Genomic DNA, 19,594 nt, shown 5'->3' on the forward strand with positions numbered 1-19,594 from the left:
AAGGTGAAAAACGTGAAAGAAAGAACAATACAACCCGTTAATAACGGATTGAATGGTAATATTACAATCCCAGGTGATAAATCCATTTCACACCGTGCTGTTATGTTCGGTTCTATTGCAGAAGGGAAAACAACAATTAAAGGTTTCTTGCCCGGTGCAGACTGTTTAAGTACGATTTCATGTTTTAAAGAAATGGGAGTAGAAATTACGCAAAACGGTGATGAGGTTACTGTAGTTGGTAAAGGATTAGAAGGTTTACAAGAACCGAAAGCTGTATTAGATGTTGGTAATTCTGGTACAACAATCCGATTAATGTCAGGTATATTAGCTAACACACCATTTTTCTCTTGCGTACAAGGTGATGAATCTATCGCAAAAAGACCGATGAAGCGTGTAACAAACCCATTAAAACAAATGGGCGCAAACATAGACGGCCGAGAAGAAGGAACATTTACACCGTTAACAATACGTGGCGGAGATTTAAAAGCAATTGAATATATTTCTCCTGTTGCAAGTGCACAAGTAAAGTCGGCTATTTTACTTGCAGGTCTTCGTGCAGAAGGTGTAACAGCTGTTACAGAACCACATATTTCACGCGACCATACGGAAAGAATGCTTGAAGCATTTGGTGTTAAAGTAACTCGCGAAGGGAAAACAGTGAAGCTGTCAGGTGGACAAAAATTAACAGCAACAGACATTCAAGTGCCAGGTGACGTATCATCAGCAGCATTTTTCTTAGTAGCAGGTGCAATCATCCCAAATAGTAAACTAGTATTACAAAATGTAGGGATGAATCCAACCCGTACAGGTATTATTGATGTTTTAGAAAAAATGGGTGCTACGTTCACTGTAGATCTAATTAACGAAGGGGCATCGGAACCAGCTGCAAATATTACAATCGAAACATCTTCATTAAAAGGAATTGAAATTGGCGGAGATATTATCCCTAGATTAATCGATGAGATTCCTGTAATCGCATTAGCGGCAACGCAAGCAGAAGGAATTACAGTAATTAAAGATGCACATGAATTGAAAGTAAAAGAAACAAACCGTATTGATACAGTCGTTGCTGAATTAACGAAACTAGGAGCTCGCATAGAAGCAACTGATGACGGTATGATCATTTACGGAAAATCAGCTCTAAAAGGCAATACAGTAAATAGTTATGGTGATCACCGTATCGGAATGATGCTTGCAATTGCTGGCTGCCTAGCAGAAGGAAAAACAATTATTGAAGATGCAGAAGCAGTAGGTGTATCATATCCTACATTCTTTGACGAACTTCAAAAATTAGCTAAATAAAAAGGATGGAAAGCAGATACGTGATGTATCTGCTTTTTTTGTTAAAACGTCCTTGTAGTTTCACTTACCGAACTATAATAGTAAGAATTATGATACAATTCAAACAGGGAATGGAGGAGAATTATATGAATGTCATACAATTAAAAGAAGATAAGTTCAGAGAAGCATTACGTTTATCAGAATACGCTTTTCAATATAAAGTAGATGAGGAACGATTACAGCAGCAACTTACAAAGATGAAGGAAAGTCATGAAATATACGGCATTATGGAAGGGGAAGACTTAGCTGCAAAACTACACCTCATTCCGTTTCATATTTACATAGGTAAAGAAAAATTTAAAATGGGTGGCGTTGCAGGAGTAGCGACGTATCCAGAGTACAGAAGAAGTGGGTATGTAAAAGAGCTACTTCAACATTCACTTCAAACAATGAAAAAAGATGGCTATACAGTCTCTATGTTACATCCATTTGCTGTTTCATTTTATCGTAAATACGGCTGGGAACTTTGTGCGAATCTACTCAAATGTCATATAAGTAAGAGCGATTTAGTGATGAAAAAACAAGTAAATGGTACTGTGAAACGTTTTAATAAAGAAAATCATCCAGAAGAAGTCGAGAAGCTCTATGAAGCATTTGCAGAACGTTTTTCATGTATGTTAGTTCGAGAGAAGAACTGGTGGTTACAAGCGGTTTATGATGATTTAACATTAGCGATTTACTATGATGAAAATAAAAAGGCAGCAGGTTACATGTTATACAAAATAGAAAACTATAAAATGACAGTAGAAGAATTTGTACCACTGCATAATGAAGCACGAAATGGTCTGTGGAACTTTATTTGTCAGCATGATTCTATGATTAAAGAAATTGAAATGACAGTAAGTGAAAGCGAACCGTTATTATATTCATTGCAAGAGCCGCGCGTGAAGACAGAAATAAAACCATATTTTATGGGAAGAATTGTAGATGTAGAGCAGTTCTTAAAACAATATGAGTTGAATTGGAGCAATGTACAGCAAGAAGTGATCCTAAACATTACAGACGCATTTGCTCCGTGGAATAACATAACAGTGAGACTTGCAAATCATGAAATAACAATAATAAAAGAAAAAACAATAGATAAAGGCATCAAACTGGATATAAACGAGTTATCTACAATAATGTTCGGCTATAAACGTCCGTTACAACTGAATGAATTAGAATTAATTAGCGGAAGTGAAGAGGAAATACAAGCGTTTGAGAAAATAGTTCCGGTACGAGAAGCATTTATTTATGATTTCTTTTAAGTTTTCAATAGAAAATTGGGCTGCCCAAAAACAATTTTTGGGACAGCTTTCTCTTTGGTTGTCGGTAAGTCGATATATCCTGAAAATCGCTGATATAATTGGAGATGCGCCGATATATTCTGAAAATCGCTGATATAATTAGACTTGCGCTGATATATTCTAATAATCGTTGATATAATTTTTTCACTAAAACGTAACTATACTTTGTCACGCACTTGACTTTTAATCCATGTAATTTATAATTAAAAACGGAATGAATTTTCATTCCTGGAAATAGAGGTGGAAAAAATGGCTAAAAACAAACAAGAGGATATTTTTGATGCTGCGATGCAACTTTTTGCAGAGCGTGGTTACGATGGTACGACAATTCCAATGATCGCTGAAAAGGCAAAAGTCGGTGCGGGTACTATTTATCGCTATTTTGAAAATAAAGAGGCACTTGTTAACTCATTATTTTCAAAAAGTATGTTAGAGCTTTCTGAAATAATAAAAACGGATTTTCCTGTTGAAGCAAATATTCGTGAACAGTTTAGTCATACGTACAACCGTTTATTTGAATTTGCGAGAAACAATGTAGATGCTTTTTTATTTACAAATTCTCACTGTGATAGTTATTTTCTTGATGAACAGAGTAAGAAAATATTTGATGATTTTATAGGCTTCTTTATGAATATTATTGAAGATGGAATCGCAAAAGGTTTTCTTCGTCCATTGCCTCCAGTTGCTTTAATTATTATTGTATATCAACCGCTAGAAAAATTAACGAAAGTAATTGCAACAGGGCAATTAGAATACTCGAAAGAGTTAGTAAAAGAATTAGAAGAAAGCTCTTGGAACGCTATTAGAATCATTTGATTCTATAGCTTTATAAGGAAAGGAATGAATATTCATTCCTAAATAGATTTAAAAAATGAGAGTAGGAAAGGATGTTTGTGTAACTAAGGGAATGAACATTCATTCCGGAAAGACTAGTTTAATAGAATTCACAAAATAATGTAATAGAACAATAGGAATGAACGTTCATTCCGTTACTAACGTGAAACTTTCAAAACGGGAGATGATTCAAATGAGCAAGTTAAAAAGTTGGAGAAGTTTATCTTTTCTATTATGGATAGTTATTACTATTACAATGGTCGTAACGATGCCTAATATGGATCAATTAGTGAAAGAAAAAGGGAAAATTACAATCCCTAATACAAAGCAAAGCAGTATTGCTGACAAGATGATGAAAGAGATGGATAAAGAAGGGGTTGAAAAGTATGAAATTATAGCCGTTTTTAATAGTGGCAATAAGGCAGCTTTAACAGATGAACAAAAAAAGGAAATAACAAAAACAATCAACGCTCTGCAAAATGAAAAAGAGCAATTAGGAATTAAGGAAGTTGTTTCACATTTAGACAATAAAGACTTGGAGAAACAATTAGTTTCTAAAGATAATACGACTATTTTAACGCAAATATCGATAGATAAAAAACATGGTGAAATATCAAAAGTTTCAAATAATCTTCATGAAAAAGTGCAAACGAAAGGGGTAAAAACGTATTTAACAGGAAGTGACTTAATAGCGGGTGATTTTCTTAAATCCTCTCAAGAGGGAGTGAAAAAGACAGAAGTTATTTCAATCATTTTCATTCTTGTAGTATTAATCCTCGTATTCCGTTCACCAGTTGTTCCAATTGTTTCTCTTCTTACAGTTGGTATATCGTATTTAGTTTCAATGGGGATTATTGCCCAGCTTGTAGATCAATTTAATTTTCCATTCTCAAACTTTACACAAGTGTTCGTAGTCGTCGTCCTGTTTGGGGTAGGAACAGATTATAACATTTTATTATATACGAGGTTTAAAGAAGAATTAAGTAAACAAGAAAATGCATTTTTAGCTACGAAAGAAACATTCAAATCAGCAGGTAAAACTGTATTATATAGCGGAATAGCGGTGCTAATTGGTTTTGCATCACTTGCTTTAGCAAGTTTTAAATTATATCAATCGACTTCAGCGGTAGCAATTGGTGTTTTAGTATTATTACTCGTATTAACGACTTTAAATCCATTTTTCATGGTGCTTTTAGGAAAAGGAATGTTTTATCCAGTTAAAACATTTAAAGGTCATGAGGATAGTCGCTTATGGGGATTCTTTGCGAAAAACTCAGTAGCAAGGCCATTTGTCGCTTTAATCATCGTATTCGTAATATCGATTCCTTTCGTATTAAAATACTCTAATACACTTAATTACAATGATTTATTTGAAGTGGATAATAAGTATGAATCCAAGATGGGTATTAACGTAATAGAGGATCATTTTCCGCCTGGTTTCTCTTCACCGAGTACATTAGTCATTCAATCTGATAAAAAGCTGGATGAAGGAACTTCTCTACAAATTTTAGACGAATTAACTGATAAAATTTCGAAAGTTAAAGGTGTGTCAGAAGTATATGCACCAACACGTCCAACTGGTGAGAAGATAAAAGAATTATATTTAAATAAGCAAGCGGGAGAATTGAATACAGGATTAGGAGATGCCGATGGTGGCATAAAGGAAATTAATGATGGATTAACAGATGCGAAAAATAAAATGGGAAGTAATGATTCAAATAGTCTTGCGAATGTTCAAAAATTAATTGATGGAACGAACGAGGCGAAAAACGGGGTATCAGCATTAGGAACAGCTTTACATCAATTATCAAATGGCATAAACGACGGTGCACAAGGAGCACAGCAAATTGAGAGTGGTTTAGCTTCAGTAAACGAAAATATAAATGTTCTATCTAATGCAACGTCGCAGCTGCATGCTGGTTATGCACAGTTAGAAAAAGGTTTAAACTCTTACGATCAATTCTTCGGAAGTATTTTTCAAGCGATTGATGGTGCGAAAAAGGGATATGAACAAATTGAAATGTTAATGACCAATTTCGTTCAAACGAAACCAGAATTAGCGAATGATCCAAACATACAACAAACGATAGGAATTGCTAAAGAGGCTCAAAAGAAATTAAGCGTACTTTCAAATGAATTAAATCAATTAGCAGCACAGCACAAAACGGCGATGAGTTCATTTAAAGAAGCGAATCAATCGTTACTGAAAGTGGATAACGGCTTAAAAGAAATGAGCAATGGAGTTAATAAGTTACAAAAGGGAGCAGACGATCTTAAAAATGGATTAAATGAAGGTTCTTCAGGTTCAAAACAAATTGCAAATAAATCAGTTGAGTTACAATCTGGATTAACGAAAATAAACGATGGGCAAGGACAACTTTTAACGGGCCTTAAAGACCTGCAAGAAAAGATGGGGCAATTACAATCCGGTTTATCTAAAAGTACAGAAGGGCTTGGAAAAGTAAGTAATGGCCTGCATGACGCACAAAAATATTTAGGGGAGCTCAATGAATCGAAGAGCTCTGAGAAGTTTTATATTCCAAAAGAAGTGCTAGAGGGAGAAGATTTCCAAAAAGCATTGAACACGTACATGTCGCAGGATAGAAAAATTGCTAAAATGACTATCATTTTAGATGTAAATCCGTATTCAAAAGAAGCGATGCCAATTATTCAAGAAATCAATAAAACAATCGATGGCACTGTAAAGGGAACGGAATTACATGATGCGAAAACAGCAATTGGCGGAACAACAGCTAGAAACGTTGATTTAAAAGAAGTAACAGGGCAAGATTTCTTACGTACAGCTACAATTATGTTAATTGGAATTGCGATTGTATTAATCGTAATTACACGCTCATTACTAAACACAATATTTATTATTGGCTCATTACTATTAGCGTACTTCGCATCACTCGGTATAAGCGAACAAATTAGTGCACATGTATTACATGTAGATTCATTAAGCTGGAATGTTCCATTCTTTAGCTTCATTATGATTGTCGCTTTAGGAGTGGATTATAGTATTTTCGTAATGATGCGCTATAACGAGATAGAAGGGGATTCGGTAACGAAAATTGTAACTGCATCTCGTCATATAGGAGGAGTTGTATTATCAGCGGCGCTAATTTTAGGCGGGACATTTGCAGCATTAATTCCATCAGGTGTATTAACACTTATACAAGTTGCATCAGTAGTTGGCGTTGCACTTCTTCTATTAGCTTTAATTGTGATGCCGATATTATTACCGGCGTTAATAGGGTTAACGAGTAAAATGAAGAGTTACAAAGAGAAAATAATAAATACGAAATAAGAAGAGACTGTAGGGAATGATTTCTCTACAGTTTTTTCGGTATATAATATTTCAGATGAAAATGAATCCGATATATTACAGAATGAGCAGTGAAAGGTTATATGAGAAAGAGGTCGATGATATACATACAATAGCTAGGGGAAGGGACAAAAACTATCCGATTTCATTGTAGAAAGGTAATCAACCGTTGCTATTCATCCAGCTTCTACTATATAATAGCTATAGTCTACAATAATTGAGTCGTAATATGCGATTTTTTAAGACAATCGGTGAGAAAACGCTGAAATAAGCGGTATTAGTAGGAGGACACAAATGATTACAGTAAGTAACGTTAGTTTGCGTTTCGCGGATCGCAAATTATTTGAAGATGTTAACATAAAATTCACGCCAGGTAACTGCTACGGTTTGATCGGAGCAAACGGTGCTGGTAAATCTACATTTCTAAAGATTTTATCTGGAGAAATTGAACCATCAACAGGTGACATACATATTACGCCAGGTGAGCGTCTAGCAGTATTAAAACAGAACCACTTCGAATATGAAGAGTTCCCAGTATTAGAAACAGTAATTATGGGTCACACGCAACTTTACAAAGTAATGCAAGAGAAAAATGCTATTTACATGAAAGAAGACTTTAGTGATGAAGATGGAATGCGCGCTGCTGAACTTGAAGGTGAGTTCGCTGAGCTTAACGGTTGGGAAGCTGAGTCAGAAGCTGCAATTCTTCTTAAAGGTTTAGGTATTGGTGAAGATCTTCATGATAAGAAATTGTCAGAATTAACTGGGGCAGAGAAAGTAAAAGTATTACTTGCTCAAGCTTTATTCGGTCAACCTGATATTCTATTATTAGATGAGCCTACCAACCACTTGGACTTAAAAGCGATTCAATGGTTAGAAAACTTCTTAATGAACTTTGAAAACACAGTTATCGTAGTATCCCATGACCGTCACTTCTTAAATAAAGTATGTACGCACATGGCTGACCTTGATTTCGGTAAAATTCAACTTTATGTTGGTAACTATGACTTCTGGTATGAGTCAAGCCAATTAGCTTTAAAATTAACACAAGATGCTAATAAGAAAAAAGAAGAGAAAGTAAAAGAGTTACAAAACTTCATTGCACGCTTTAGTTCAAACGCTTCTAAAGCGAAACAAGCAACTTCTCGTAAAAAATTATTAGACAAAATTACATTAGATGATATTAGACCGTCATCACGTCGTTACCCATTCGTTGGCTTCACACCTGAGCGTGAAGTAGGAAATGACTTATTAACTGTTGAAGGTCTTTCTAAAACAATTGATGGTGAAAAAGTGTTAGATAATGTGTACTTCACTTTAAATAAAGGTGATAAAGTTGCATTTATCGGCCGTAACGATATTGCGATGACAACATTATTTAAAATTCTTATGGGTGAAATGGAGCCGGATAGCGGTTCATTTAAATGGGGTGTTACAACCTCTCAATCTTACTTCCCAAGAGATAACTCTAAGTACTTTGAGAACAGTGATTACAACTTAGTTGAATGGTTACGTCAATTCTCTCCACAAGATGAGTCTGAAAGCTTCTTACGTGGTTTCTTAGGCCGTATGTTATTCTCAGGTGAAGAAGTTAAGAAGAACGTTTCTGTATTATCTGGAGGCGAAAAAGTTCGTTGTATGTTATCTAAAATGATGTTAAGTGGTGCGAACGTAATCACACTTGACGATCCAACGAACCACTTAGACCTTGAGTCAATCACAGCATTAAACAACGGTTTAATTGCATTCAAAGGTACAATCTTATTCACATCTCATGACCATCAGTTCGTGCAAACAATTGCAAACCGCATTATCGAAGTAACACCAAACGGTGTAATCGATAAAGAGGCTACTTATGATGAGTTCTTAGAAAATGAGGAACTTCAAAAACAAGTAGATGCAATGTACAAAGGTCAATAATATATAATGAAAAAACTCGTTCTTTTTAGAGCGAGTTTTTTTGTCGAGAAAACGTAACATCGCTGGTCGGTCAAATGAATAATTATTCAAATATAATATTAATGAACAGGAGAATTCTTTCATGTATGGAAGGGATGTAATGACTTTAAGATTTAAATAGTTAGTTGAAGAAGGGAAATGTAAGTGGAGTAATATAATCAAATCGTATTATTTTGTCATGTGAAATATGTACCAAATTTGGAGATAGAATAGTTTGCGAATGAGTTTATAAAGGTATATAGTATGGGGTGTCATAATTAGTGGATGAATCTTGGGAGAAAACAGGAAATGTTACAAATTTATTTTGTTAAATAGAAACCAAGGTCAAAATGTCTAGAAAGAAATAGTTGAATAAATACTAGCTTCAAATTATAATTACTAATATTCTTCATATAGTTAAATAAAGATAATCTATTTGAAGAAGAAAATTTGAATAGAGAGACAGACTTATAAAAAATAAGCCTTGGATGATCAAAAGAGGTGGAGAAATGAAACAGTTCTTATTAAAGAGCAAAAGTGTGTTAAGCAATCATTTTGGATTCTTTCTGTTTGCCGTTATTTTATTGTGGCTCAAAACATATGCAGCTTATGTAACGGAATTCAATTTAGGAATTTCAAACACAATCCAAAAATTCTTGCTGTTTTTTAACCCGCTTAGTTCAGCAGTTCTATTTTTAGGACTTGCATTATTTGCAAAAGGGAAACGATCTTATATTTGGTTAATTATCATTAATTTGTTATTGTCGATTCTTTTATACGCAAACGTAGTATACTATCGCTTTTTCAGTGACTTTATTACGTTCCCGACATTAACACAAACGAATAACTTTGGAGATTTAGGTGGTAGTATTCTTGCGTTGCTACATCTTTATGATCCATTATACTTCTTAGACACGATTATATTAATTGTGTTAGTCGCAACAAAATTTGCAAATCCAAAACCAATTCGTGTTGCGAAGCATAAATTATCTTTAGTATTTGTAGTAGGTATTTTATTATTCAGTGTTAACTTAGGTCTTGCAGAGTCTGACCGTCCTGAATTATTAACAAGAACGTTTGACCGTAATTATATTGTGAAATATTTAGGTGCATACAACTACACAATTTATGATGGAATTCAAAGTGCGAAAGCATCGACAGAACGAGCATTAGCGGATGGCGATAATATGACAGAAGTACGAAATTATTTAACATCAACTTATGCAAGTCCAAATCCTGAGTATTTCGGTAAAGGAAAGGGAATGAACGTAATTTACATTCATTTAGAGTCATTCCAAAACTTCTTAATTGATTACAAATTAAATGGTCAAGAAGTTACACCGTTCTTAAACTCATTTACAAAAGATGCGAATACACTATACTTTGATAACTTCTTCCATCAAACAGGACAAGGGAAAACATCAGATGCGGAGTTTATGTTAGAGAATTCAATGTTTGGCTTACCGCAAGGTTCTGTCTTTACAACGAAATCTCATAATACGTATCAATCAGCACCAGCTATTTTAGGACAACAAGGATACACATCAGCAGTATTCCACGGTAACTACAAAACATTCTGGAACCGTGACGATATTTATAAATCATTTGGTTTTAATAAATTCTTTGATGCGTCATACTACGATATGAATGAAAAAGACGTAGTAAACTACGGATTAAAAGATAAACCGTTCTTTAATGAATCTATTCCGTTATTACAAACGTTGAAACAACCGTTCTATACAAAGTTTATTACGTTATCGAACCATTTCCCTTATCCAATTGATAAGGCAGAAGCAACGATTGAACCAGCAACAACAGGTGATTCATCAGTAGATACGTACTTCCAAACAGCACGCTATTTAGATGAATCTGTAAAAGGCTTCATCGATTACTTGAAACAATCTGGTTTATATGATAACTCAATTATTGTTATGTACGGAGACCATTACGGTATTTCAGATAATCATAATGCAGCAATGTCAAAAGTAATGGGTAAAGAAATGAACTCATTTGAAAATGCACAGTTACAACGTGTACCATTAATCGTTCGTGTACCAGGAGTGAAAGGTGGCGTACAACATCAATACGGTGGTGAAATTGACGTTCTTCCAACGCTATTACACTTACTAGGTACAGATACAAAGAATTATGTTCAATTCGGTTCTGATTTATTATCACCAGATCATAAACAAGTCGTTGCGTTCCGTAACGGTAACTACGTAAGCCCAACAGTTACTGCACTAAACGGCAAATACTATGATACAACTACTGGAAAACCTGTAGAATTTACAGATGAAATAAAGAAAAATGAACAAATGGTTCAAAACTCACTAAAATACTCTGACCAAGTCGTAAATGGTGACTTATTACGATTCTACACACCGGAAGGATTCACTCCAGTAGATCGTTCGAAGTATAACTATAACAACCGTGATAAAAACAAAACGAAGGTAAAAACGACTCCGGAAGGGGAAGCTAAATAAATAATAAAAGGCGCTATTCATATGAATAGCGCCTTTTATTTGTAAATATACCATCATTATGAGACAAAACCAGCTGTTGCTTTTTGTTTTGCCTTTCCGAAGAAAACTACACCGGCGATGATAATAATGATAAATGCCCATTTAACGAAAGGGTTACTTTCGAAAAATCCAGCGAACCATTTCTCATCTACAATCATTTTCGCGGCAGTATAAGCTAAAACGGCTGCTCCGATCGTAATGATGACAGGAAAACGATCCACCCATTTTAAAATTAATGTGCTGCCCCATACGACTACTGGAATAGACACTAATAGTCCGATGATTACTAAAGAAAAGTTACCATGGGCAGCTCCTGCAACAGCGAGTACATTATCAATGCCCATTAACGCATCAGCAATAATAATGGTTTTAATAGCAGACCAAAATCCTTCTTCGGCTTTAATATCATGATTTTTGCCCTCAGCGATCAGCTTGTAAGCGATCCAAATAAGAAGTACACCACCAATTAGGAGTAATCCAGGTATTTTTAATAACCAAACGACAACTAAGGTAGCGAGAGCCCTAATAGCGATTGCTCCAATGGTTCCCCAAATGATAACTTTCTTTTGTTGGTCTTTCGGTAATCTTCTTGCTGCTAATCCAATTACAATGGCGTTATCTCCGGCTAACACTAAATCGATTACAATAATGGCAAGCAAGGCAGACAAATATTCAGGTGAAAGAAAATCCATATACATATCACTCCTTAAGAGTAATATGTGCTAAAGTGTTGATAATATAAAAAAGGATTGAAATTGTATATTCAATCCTTTTTTGACTGTATTCTGATATGTATGTTTTTATTTTGAATAAGTCGCTTTTGTAGTTTTTTACTTATCGCGTTTCTTTCTTAAATTGATTCCAAGTTTCTTCAGTTTGCACTATAAATACGATTATATAACATCTACTTATTTAAACTAGATTAAAGATAGCATGTGATATTTCAAAGTTAAATTTATTTGATAAAAGGGAAGGGACGTATAATGTTGATATGGTGCAAGCGTGTATAGGTTTTCTCTATAAGGAAATTCTAAAAACGATAAAAAAGACTTGATAACCTACTAGAGGGGATCAAGTCTTTTCATTACATACGATTATCATGCCAGAAGTTTAATGGGAAGTGTTCGTTCTCATTATATGCTTCTAATTCATATCCTTTTTCTTTCAGTCCTTTAATAATTCCAGGTACTGCTTTTACTGATTGTGGATGAATATCATGCATAAGGATAACTTCTGTTGGATTTGTAGAATGAGCTAGAACGTTTTCTACAATTTTAGCTGATGCAGCATCAACTTGCATTTTGTTATATTTCCAGTCTAAAGAATCAATTGTCCAATCCCAAACTTTTAAGCCATTGTCTACAACTTTGTTGCGAAGAGCTTCGTTTAATCCTGGCATAGAGCCGTAAGCTGGACGAGTTAATACTGGTGATTTACCTAAAACACCAGCGATTAAGCCTTGGTCTTCCTTCATTTCATCTACGTAATGACCTTCAGTGTAAAGTTTCTTGTAGTTATGAGTCATACTGTGCATCCCAACGTAGTGGCCTTCAGCATCTTCGCGTTTTACAAGATCAGGGAAAGCTTTTACGTTTGAACCAATTAGGAAAAATGTTGCTTTTGCATTTTCTTTCTTTAACATATCTAAAAGCTCAGCTGTGTATTTTCCAGGACCGTCATCAAATGTTAAATAAGCGACTTTTCTAACTTGCCCGTTATAATGTTTTGGAGCTTCTTTCGGAGCAAGAGATGTTTGAATCTCACTTACAAGTTGAACAGATTTTGCTTCATCCTCTGTACTAGCTAAAGCAGTATGTACTGATCCAAAAGCCGCTTCGTATGTGAATAATACTCCCGCACAAACTAACATAGCCCTTTTTACTAAAGTTGTCATTCGAATTCCATTGTGCATAATTTTCCTTCTCTCTATAAAAGTTCTACTCTACTATATTAGCAATTATAGGTAGGGAAATGCAAAGAAACTTTTTTACACTTGTAAAAAAGTTTACCCAAAAGTATGCAAGATTTTATATCAATTGCAGTTTTGAAAAATAGAATGAATTTAAACTTTATTATTTAAACTTTCAATCACCAAATCATACTTTCGTATCACTTCGTTTTCGTTCCAAATATTGATTCGAATATTTTTGATTTTTATTAAAATATTGGTAAAGAAACAATTATATGAAAAAAGGAGCGGGAATATGAATAATTATATTTGCACTACATGTGGAGTACAGTATCCCGAAAATGAAGAAGCACCTTCTCACTGTAAAATTTGTAATGAGGAAAGGCCATATGTTAATCCAATTGGGCAGTCATGGATAACATTAGAAACAATGCAAAATAGCAATTTATACTAAAGTCCTATTGTTTATTAACTAATAGGTCTTTCAACTTAGGAAGCTCACACTAATGAGGGATGTTAAAGGGAATATATCTAACCTATACTAATTACTATAAAGCTTTGGAAAATGAAAAGGAGGAGATTTGCATGAAGAATTGGGTTCAATTTAGAATTGCAAGACCAACAGATAAATTGGAAGAAGTGATTAGTTTTTATGAAACAGGATTAGGATTAAAACGTATAGGGGAATTTCACAATCATGAAGGATATGACGGGGTTATGTTTGGATTACCAGATGAAGAGTATCATTTGGAGTTTACTTCACATGTTAATGGAAGTCCATGTCCGGCACCGACAAAAGATAATTTACTAGTTTTTTATATGCCTAATAAAGATGAAATTGAAAATATAGTAAATCGATTAAGTAATATGGGCTACCATGAGGTGGAACCAGAAAACCCGTATTGGATAGAGAAAGGAACCACAATAGAGGATCCAGATGGTTGGAGAATTGTGCTTATGAATGCATCTGAATAAGGAAACTATTTTCATATGAAATAGAGTGTAGCAAAATGATTTAGACATAAATCCCTACAGCGTTTGTAGGGATTTTTATATAAGAAAATCTTATTGAGAGAATTATTAAAATGTAGAAAGTATTTTGGTTAAGAATAAATGTAATCAATATCATTTATGCAGGAGGTATAGAAGTATGACATTAAAACATTTGTATGAGTTTTCTAAAAATGTCGGGAATACACCTCTCATTAAATTAGAATGCGAAGAACCGAAGAACCGAAGAACCGAAGAACCTTTCTATCTATGCTAAATGTGAATGGCATAACCCTACAGGATCAATTAAGGATAGGGCAGCACTTGGAATGATTAATAAATATTTACAAGAAGCGGACGAAAAACAAAATATTTTATTCTACGGAAAATTGTTACCATCAAAAAACTGTACATGTTAAACATACAGTTTTTTGATGGTGTAGCTGTGCGATGTTTAGAAATTTCACATACCGTACTTTCAAAATAAATATAGGAAAACCAAAAAGTAATGTAGAATATATCGTACATACATATATACAGTCAACATAAAAGATAAAGAGGTGGGTATATGTTACTTGAGGAAGTAATGCAGCAACTAGAGGAATATGGAACAGAACAAAATCGAAAAACGTATAAAAACCACGGAGCGAAAGAGCCGTTATTTGGAGTTAGTTTTGCGAATTTAAAATTGTTAAAAAAGAAGATAAAAAAAGATCATGATTTAGCAGTTGGATTGTGGGAAACGAAAAATATGGACGCAATGACATTAGCAACTTATATTTTAGACCCGAAAAAAATAACGACAGAACAGCTTAATAGTTGGATTCAGGATGTTGATTATTACTGTTTGATGGATGTTCTTATGAAATCTATATGTACTTCGCCAATTGCAATAGAAAGAATGGAAGAGTGGACAAAGTCTAATGATGAATGGATTGGAAGAGCTGGCTGGTCTTTATTAGCAAATATAGCGATTAAAAATAAAACGTTACATGATGATTTCTTCTCTCCGTACTTAGAAGAGATTAAAGAAAATATACATAATGAAAAAAATAGAAAAAAAGAAGCGATGAATAGTGCTTTAATCGCAATAGGAATTCGTAATGAAGACTTAGAGCGACAAGCGATTGAAATTGCACGTGAAATTGGAAAAGTAGAGGTTGATCACGGTGCAACGTCATGTAAAACACCAGATGCAGAAAGCTATATAAAAAAAGCGAGAGAAAGAGCTGAAAAAAGAAAGTGAAATAAGAAAAGAGGAACAGTTATGAAACCAATTGAAGCAGCACAAAACATAATTATATCACAATTTCCGAATTGTGATGTAGCTTTACTCGGCGGAAGCGTTGCACGAGGAGAAGCGACAAAAACATCTGACCTTGATATTGTAATAATCGATCAAAGTTTAACTTCTTGCTATAGGGAATCTTTCTATAGTAATGGATGGCCTGTTGAGGTGTTTGTTCATAATTTTGGAACATATAAAACCTTTTTCAAAATGGATTGTGATCGAGGGAGACCGTCGTTACCACAATTAGTTTCGGAAGGGATTGCATTAAAAGGGGAAAAGGAAATTGTTGAGAAATTAAAAAAAGAAGCGAATGATTTACTACATAAAGGACCAGCTAAATGGACCGAAGAAACGATTAAGCAGAAGCGATATTTTATTACGGATACTTTAGATGACTTTATTGGTGCAACAAAAAGAGAAGAAGAATTGTTTATCGCTAATTTATTAGCGGATTTAGTACATGAATATGTATTAAGAGTAAATGGTAAGTGGCTTGGGAGTTCAAAATGGTTTATTAGAGTGCTAAGAAGATATGATGAGCAATATGCAAACAAATTTGTAGTCGCTTTTGATCATTTTTATAAAACGGGAGAGAAAAATGAATTAATTCATTTTATAGAAAAGACGTTAGAACAGTATGGTGGAAGAGTGTTCGAAGGATTTTCTATTGGTAAATAAAAAGGGGAGAGAAAAATGAATGTACCATATGTTCAATTAAGAGAATTGACACTAGATGATGTAGAAGATCGCTATCAATGGTCATTAGATAGAGATGTAACAAAGCATTTAGTCGTACCAGATCAATATCCTCCGTTCACTCGTGGAGATACGAGAAACTGGATTGAAGCTTGTATAAGCCGAAAAAATGGTTATGAACAAAGGGCAATCGTTACTGAGGCAGGTATACATATTGGATGGGTAGACCTTAAAAATTTTGATAAAACAAATAAAAATGCTGAACTAGGAATTGCGATTGGAAATAAAGACTATTGGGGTAAAGGATTTGGAATGGCAGCTCTAAACAGCATGTTACAAATAGGTTTTTCTCAGTTTGAATTGGAGAAAATTTGGTTACGTGTAGATGAAGATAATACAAAAGCTAAAAAGAGTTATGAAAGTGCCGGATTTGTATGCGAAGGGTTAACGAGAAATGATCGATTGAGACAGGGGAAGTTCATTCATCGCAATCGTTACAGTATATTAAAAGAAGAGTATGAATCAAAAAAGTAGCCCATAAAAATATTATGTAAATTAAAAAGGGGAAGATAAAATGATTCGATTACTTACAAAAGCGGATGCAAAACAATATTGGGAGTTACGTTTACAAGCATTACAAGTAAATCCAGAAGCATTTGTAACGACTTATGAAGAAGCGGTACGTCAAGAAAATCCTCTTGAACGAGTTGCTAGTAATCTTTCATCCAATAGTAGTTTTACATTTGGTGCTTTTAATAATGAAAATCGTTTAGTTGGGGTTGTTACTTTATTAACAGAAGAAAAAGACGCATATAAGCATAAAGGACATATCGTTGCAATGTATGTAGATACTGAAAATCGAAGAAGTGGTCTTGCACGTGATTTAATACGTAAAGCAATTGAAAGGGCAAAAGAGATGAAGCTAGAGCAATTGAATTTAGGGGTTGTGTCAACGAACGAACCAGCCAAACGATTATATGAATCAATGGGATTTAAAACATACGGAATTGAAAAAAGGGCTATAAAAATGAATGGTGTGTATAGTGATGATGAACATATGGTGTTGTTCTTTTAAGAGAGGAAGTTTTGTATGAAAGATCTCTATTTAGAAAGAAATATGGACCCTCAAGTAGCGATTTTGTATGCGACGGTTGCTGATACGTTTAATAGATTGCAAAGGTTAGTCGAAGGTACTGAAGAGAACGAACTATCCTATAAAGGGTCTGAAAATAATGAAAATAGTATTGGGCAGTTACTTCAGCATTTAGCAGTTGTTGATTTACATTGGGTGTATCGTTTCAAGGGAGAAGATGTTCCGCCAGCATTTGAAAATAAATATGGTCCTATGTTAAATGAAGTAGGAGAATTACCAAGTTTAAGAAAAAACACATTGCAAGAGTTAATGCAAGATTATGAAGCAGTGCAAAAATTGTTTTATGAAGAATGTATGACACTAACAGAAACTGATTTAATGCGGGAAGTTTTGTATGAAAAAGGGGAAACTGCGACAATAAGATGGGGAATATGGCATATAGCAGATCATAATCGGTATCATCAAGCCCATATAAATCGATTGAAGAAATTATACAGAGAATATAAACTACATATTCTTTAATTTTTGAATGAATGAACGCCCCTAAATAATAATTAAAGGAGGCGTTTGTTTTTATTCGTTCGCTTTTCTTCCCAAGCTATCATTAAATTTTTATGATAATCTTTTGGTTTCTCAATAGAAAACCAGTAAATTGAATGTGCAATAGTTGGTAGCCATCTTTTATAGCGGATGTGTATATTTTCATGGTGAGTATAGTGGGTCGAGATTAAAGTAGATTTTGACCCTTGAAAATTTTGATATGTAATGGCCTCGATTTCATACCAATGCACTTTATTCCCATGTAAATCTACTACAATTCCTTCATCATCCCAAAGTGAAATGTAAGTTTGTATGTAGATTTTTCATCGCGTATACTAAAATATATGTCATAGAGATAAAAAATTAAATACAAGGGGTTTTACAATGAAAGCAATTGTTATAGGGATACTGGCATCATTTTTCTTTGCCTTTACTTTTGTTTTAAACAGGGCAATGGACTTAGAAGGTGGAAGCTGGATTTGGAGTGCATCATTACGGTATTATTTTATGGTTCCAATGCTATTACTTATTGTTATGTATAGAGGGAACTTAAAGCAACTCTTTCAATATATGAAAAACAATCCGAAAGAATGGTTAGTGTGGAGTATCGTTGGATTTGGTCTCTTTTATGCACCGCTTAGTTTTGCTGGAGCGTTCGGACCAGGTTGGCTTGTTGCATCAACATGGCAAATTACAATCGTTGCAGGGATTTTGTTAACACCATTTTTTGCGGTGGATCCACTACATAAAAAACTTCCGATGAAGGAATTAGTTATGTCGGGCATTATTTTATTCGGTGTTGTTCTCATGCAAGCAGAACATGCTTCTTCATTAGGTATTCGTGAAACCGTTTTATGTGTAGTTCCTGTACTTATTGCAGCATTTGCGTATCCTCTTGGAAATAGAAAAATGATGCAAGTTTGTAAAGGGGAATTAGATGTATTTCAGCGAGTACTCGGTATGACATTAGCAAGTTTACCATTTTGGTTTTTATTATCTGGTTACGAAGTATCAACAGGCGGATTACCGTCAAGTAGCCAAGTTTTTCAATGTTTTATTGTAGCAGTTAGCTCTGGGTTAATCGCGACAGTATTATTTTTCTTTGCAACAGATCTTGTGAAAGATGATCCGCAAAAATTAGCAACAGTGGAAGCGACGCAGTCTGGTGAAGTTTTATTTGCGCTAGTAGGAGAGCTGATCTGGTTATCTGCACCAATTCCGTCATCATTATCTTGGATTGGTATGAGTCTCGTTATTATTGGAATGATACTTCATAGTTATGTGGCTGTCGTTGTAAAAAAAGAAGAAAAAATAACGGCGTAATGAGATTAGCTCTTTTTATTAAGAGTTAGTCTTTTTTTCATAGAAAGGGATGAAAGTATGAATATACATCGCGTTGAACAAATTGAAAAAGATTCAATATTAAATGTGCTACAATATGCCGTCGGTCCAAATGAAATAAGCTTAAAGAAGGCAATAATATTTTATCAAAGTAATAAAGGGACTTTGTACAAATATGAAGAAAAAGCTTGTCTAGGTATTGAAATAATCGGAGAAACTAAAGCACGAATATGTCATATAGCAGTGGCTCCAGATTATCGTCAAAAAGGAATTGCACTACAAATGATTAAAGAGATTGTAAGAGTATACCAATTGACTTATATAGAAGCGGAGACAGACGATGGGGCGGTAGAATTTTATAAAAGAATTGGTTTTCAAGTTAAAAGTTTAGGAGAAAAATATCCAGGGATAGAAAGATTTCATTGTTACATGGAAAAATAGCATGAAAATATATAATTGTACATATTGAATATAGTTTGAAAAAA

Annotated in this window: 16 protein-coding genes and 1 pseudogene; 15 read left to right on the top strand and 2 right to left on the bottom strand. The window is 34.2% G+C overall.

What is annotated here, in order from left to right; genetic code table 11:
* Positions 1-12: 12 nt before the first annotated feature.
* The 6 genes from aroA to ACK1U5_RS03835 all read left to right on the top strand — a co-directional run bounded on the left by aroA (position 13) and on the right by ACK1U5_RS03835 (position 11,210).
* Positions 13-1,302, top strand: a complete 1,290-nt coding sequence (gene aroA, locus ACK1U5_RS03810) for a 3-phosphoshikimate 1-carboxyvinyltransferase (RefSeq protein WP_000664630.1) — start codon at positions 13-15, stop codon at positions 1,300-1,302.
* Between the two features lie 125 nt (positions 1,303-1,427).
* Positions 1,428-2,588, top strand: coding sequence for a GNAT family N-acetyltransferase (locus ACK1U5_RS03815; RefSeq protein WP_001100920.1), 1,161 nt, complete (start codon positions 1,428-1,430; stop codon positions 2,586-2,588).
* A 288-nt stretch (positions 2,589-2,876) separates the two neighbouring features.
* The gene (locus ACK1U5_RS03820; RefSeq protein ID WP_001107299.1) at positions 2,877-3,443 is read left to right on the top strand and encodes a TetR/AcrR family transcriptional regulator; all 567 of its coding nucleotides are present in this window, start codon (positions 2,877-2,879) and stop codon (positions 3,441-3,443) included.
* Positions 3,444-3,654: 211 nt separating this feature from the next.
* Positions 3,655-6,771: an MMPL family transporter gene (locus ACK1U5_RS03825; protein WP_061139165.1), complete on the top strand. Its 3,117-nt coding sequence runs from the start codon at positions 3,655-3,657 to the stop codon at positions 6,769-6,771.
* A gap of 312 nt (positions 6,772-7,083) precedes the next feature.
* On the top strand, positions 7,084-8,709 hold the full coding sequence (locus ACK1U5_RS03830) for an ABC-F family ATP-binding cassette domain-containing protein (protein WP_000633864.1): 1,626 nt from the start codon (positions 7,084-7,086) through the stop codon (positions 8,707-8,709).
* A 527-nt stretch (positions 8,710-9,236) separates the two neighbouring features.
* Positions 9,237-11,210 (top strand): LTA synthase family protein, encoded by a 1,974-nt coding sequence (locus ACK1U5_RS03835; RefSeq protein WP_000808774.1) that lies wholly within the window; start codon positions 9,237-9,239, stop codon positions 11,208-11,210.
* Positions 11,211-11,266: 56 nt separating this feature from the next.
* Here the strand turns inward: ACK1U5_RS03835 and ACK1U5_RS03840 are convergent, their stop codons facing one another.
* A complete protein-coding gene (locus tag ACK1U5_RS03840; RefSeq protein ID WP_069605054.1) occupies positions 11,267-11,941 on the bottom strand; it encodes a TerC family protein in 675 nt (224 codons plus the stop codon).
* Positions 11,942-12,333: 392 nt separating this feature from the next.
* Complete coding sequence (locus ACK1U5_RS03845) at positions 12,334-13,161, bottom strand: peptidoglycan-N-acetylglucosamine deacetylase (RefSeq protein WP_000551443.1); 828 nt, start codon at positions 13,159-13,161, stop codon at positions 12,334-12,336.
* A gap of 582 nt (positions 13,162-13,743) precedes the next feature.
* Between ACK1U5_RS03845 and ACK1U5_RS03850 the strand changes: the two genes are divergently transcribed.
* The 9 genes and pseudogenes from ACK1U5_RS03850 (at position 13,744) to ACK1U5_RS03890 (ending at position 19,550) form a co-directional block, all read left to right on the top strand.
* Positions 13,744-14,133, top strand: a complete 390-nt coding sequence (locus ACK1U5_RS03850) for a VOC family protein (protein ID WP_000800677.1) — start codon at positions 13,744-13,746, stop codon at positions 14,131-14,133.
* Positions 14,134-14,308: 175 nt separating this feature from the next.
* Positions 14,309-14,564: pseudogene (locus ACK1U5_RS03855) on the top strand (pyridoxal-phosphate dependent enzyme); the annotation flags it as partial.
* Between the two features lie 152 nt (positions 14,565-14,716).
* Positions 14,717-15,394 (top strand): DNA alkylation repair protein, encoded by a 678-nt coding sequence (locus tag ACK1U5_RS03860; RefSeq protein ID WP_000923453.1) that lies wholly within the window; start codon positions 14,717-14,719, stop codon positions 15,392-15,394.
* Between the two features lie 21 nt (positions 15,395-15,415).
* A complete protein-coding gene (locus tag ACK1U5_RS03865) occupies positions 15,416-16,117 on the top strand; it encodes a nucleotidyltransferase domain-containing protein (protein ID WP_000802422.1) in 702 nt (233 codons plus the stop codon).
* Between the two features lie 15 nt (positions 16,118-16,132).
* A complete protein-coding gene (locus ACK1U5_RS03870) occupies positions 16,133-16,669 on the top strand; it encodes a GNAT family N-acetyltransferase (RefSeq protein ID WP_001102497.1) in 537 nt (178 codons plus the stop codon).
* Positions 16,670-16,709: 40 nt separating this feature from the next.
* Positions 16,710-17,210, top strand: a complete 501-nt coding sequence (locus ACK1U5_RS03875) for a GNAT family N-acetyltransferase (RefSeq protein ID WP_000620322.1) — start codon at positions 16,710-16,712, stop codon at positions 17,208-17,210.
* 15 nt (positions 17,211-17,225) lie between these two features.
* Positions 17,226-17,750: a DinB family protein gene (locus ACK1U5_RS03880; RefSeq protein WP_000654220.1), complete on the top strand. Its 525-nt coding sequence runs from the start codon at positions 17,226-17,228 to the stop codon at positions 17,748-17,750.
* Between the two features lie 402 nt (positions 17,751-18,152).
* On the top strand, positions 18,153-19,091 hold the full coding sequence (locus tag ACK1U5_RS03885; RefSeq protein WP_000644587.1) for a DMT family transporter: 939 nt from the start codon (positions 18,153-18,155) through the stop codon (positions 19,089-19,091).
* A 57-nt stretch (positions 19,092-19,148) separates the two neighbouring features.
* Positions 19,149-19,550 carry a GNAT family N-acetyltransferase gene (locus tag ACK1U5_RS03890; protein WP_001020845.1) on the top strand — a complete coding sequence of 134 codons (402 nt, stop codon included), beginning with the start codon at positions 19,149-19,151 and terminating at the stop codon, positions 19,548-19,550.
* Positions 19,551-19,594: the final 44 nt, after the last annotated feature.

It is taken from the genome of Bacillus sp. XB1 (genome assembly GCF_053557995.1).

Coding starts and splice junctions, on each gene's coding strand:
- ACK1U5_RS03815 (WP_001100920.1), top strand. CDS start 1,428: ATGAATGTCATACAATTAAAAGAAGATAAGTTCAGAGAAGCATTACGT.
- ACK1U5_RS03820 (WP_001107299.1), top strand. CDS start 2,877: ATGGCTAAAAACAAACAAGAGGATATTTTTGATGCTGCGATGCAACTT.
- ACK1U5_RS03825 (WP_061139165.1), top strand. CDS start 3,655: ATGAGCAAGTTAAAAAGTTGGAGAAGTTTATCTTTTCTATTATGGATA.
- ACK1U5_RS03830 (WP_000633864.1), top strand. CDS start 7,084: ATGATTACAGTAAGTAACGTTAGTTTGCGTTTCGCGGATCGCAAATTA.
- ACK1U5_RS03835 (WP_000808774.1), top strand. CDS start 9,237: ATGAAACAGTTCTTATTAAAGAGCAAAAGTGTGTTAAGCAATCATTTT.
- ACK1U5_RS03840 (WP_069605054.1), bottom strand. CDS start 11,941: ATGGATTTTCTTTCACCTGAATATTTGTCTGCCTTGCTTGCCATTATT.
- ACK1U5_RS03845 (WP_000551443.1), bottom strand. CDS start 13,161: ATGCACAATGGAATTCGAATGACAACTTTAGTAAAAAGGGCTATGTTA.
- ACK1U5_RS03850 (WP_000800677.1), top strand. CDS start 13,744: ATGAAGAATTGGGTTCAATTTAGAATTGCAAGACCAACAGATAAATTG.
- ACK1U5_RS03860 (WP_000923453.1), top strand. CDS start 14,717: ATGTTACTTGAGGAAGTAATGCAGCAACTAGAGGAATATGGAACAGAA.
- ACK1U5_RS03865 (WP_000802422.1), top strand. CDS start 15,416: ATGAAACCAATTGAAGCAGCACAAAACATAATTATATCACAATTTCCG.
- ACK1U5_RS03870 (WP_001102497.1), top strand. CDS start 16,133: ATGAATGTACCATATGTTCAATTAAGAGAATTGACACTAGATGATGTA.
- ACK1U5_RS03875 (WP_000620322.1), top strand. CDS start 16,710: ATGATTCGATTACTTACAAAAGCGGATGCAAAACAATATTGGGAGTTA.
- ACK1U5_RS03880 (WP_000654220.1), top strand. CDS start 17,226: ATGAAAGATCTCTATTTAGAAAGAAATATGGACCCTCAAGTAGCGATT.
- ACK1U5_RS03885 (WP_000644587.1), top strand. CDS start 18,153: ATGAAAGCAATTGTTATAGGGATACTGGCATCATTTTTCTTTGCCTTT.
- ACK1U5_RS03890 (WP_001020845.1), top strand. CDS start 19,149: ATGAATATACATCGCGTTGAACAAATTGAAAAAGATTCAATATTAAAT.